Source organism: Belliella marina, assembly GCF_042682445.1.
Lineage (GTDB): Bacteria > Bacteroidota > Bacteroidia > Cytophagales > Cyclobacteriaceae > Belliella > Belliella marina.
Genome location: NZ_JBHUHR010000030.1, coordinates 1,069 through 1,377, shown reverse-complemented (window position 1 = coordinate 1,377; position 309 = coordinate 1,069). Strand labels below are relative to the sequence as shown.

The 309-nt window shown below is 44.3% G+C and carries 1 pseudogene; it reads left to right on the top strand.

The features are described 5' to 3' along the window. A pseudogene (locus ACFSKL_RS10635) lies at positions 1–309 on the top strand (hypothetical protein); the annotation flags it as partial.

Here is a 309-nt window from a genome sequence, read left to right as displayed (position 1 = left end):
AAAAATGTGCTGTTTGACAATGTGCATGACCAAAATGCTTTCCACTTGTTTGGTGATGTAAGTATTGCCGGGGTAAGCCGGTTTGTACAGGGGATCGTGTTGGCTGATGGAAATGGGGGATTGATGCTTTTTGAAAAAGGTGGTTCCCATACACAGACTTCTGACCTCAGCCATGTAGATGGAGTGGTGGCAAAGAAAGGGGACGAGGCTTTTGTTTATCCGATAGGTGATGGGGGCTTTTTCCGTTTTGCGGGAATCTCTTCACCCTCAGAGACTATTTCAAATTTCCATGCAAAGTATTTCTTTGAA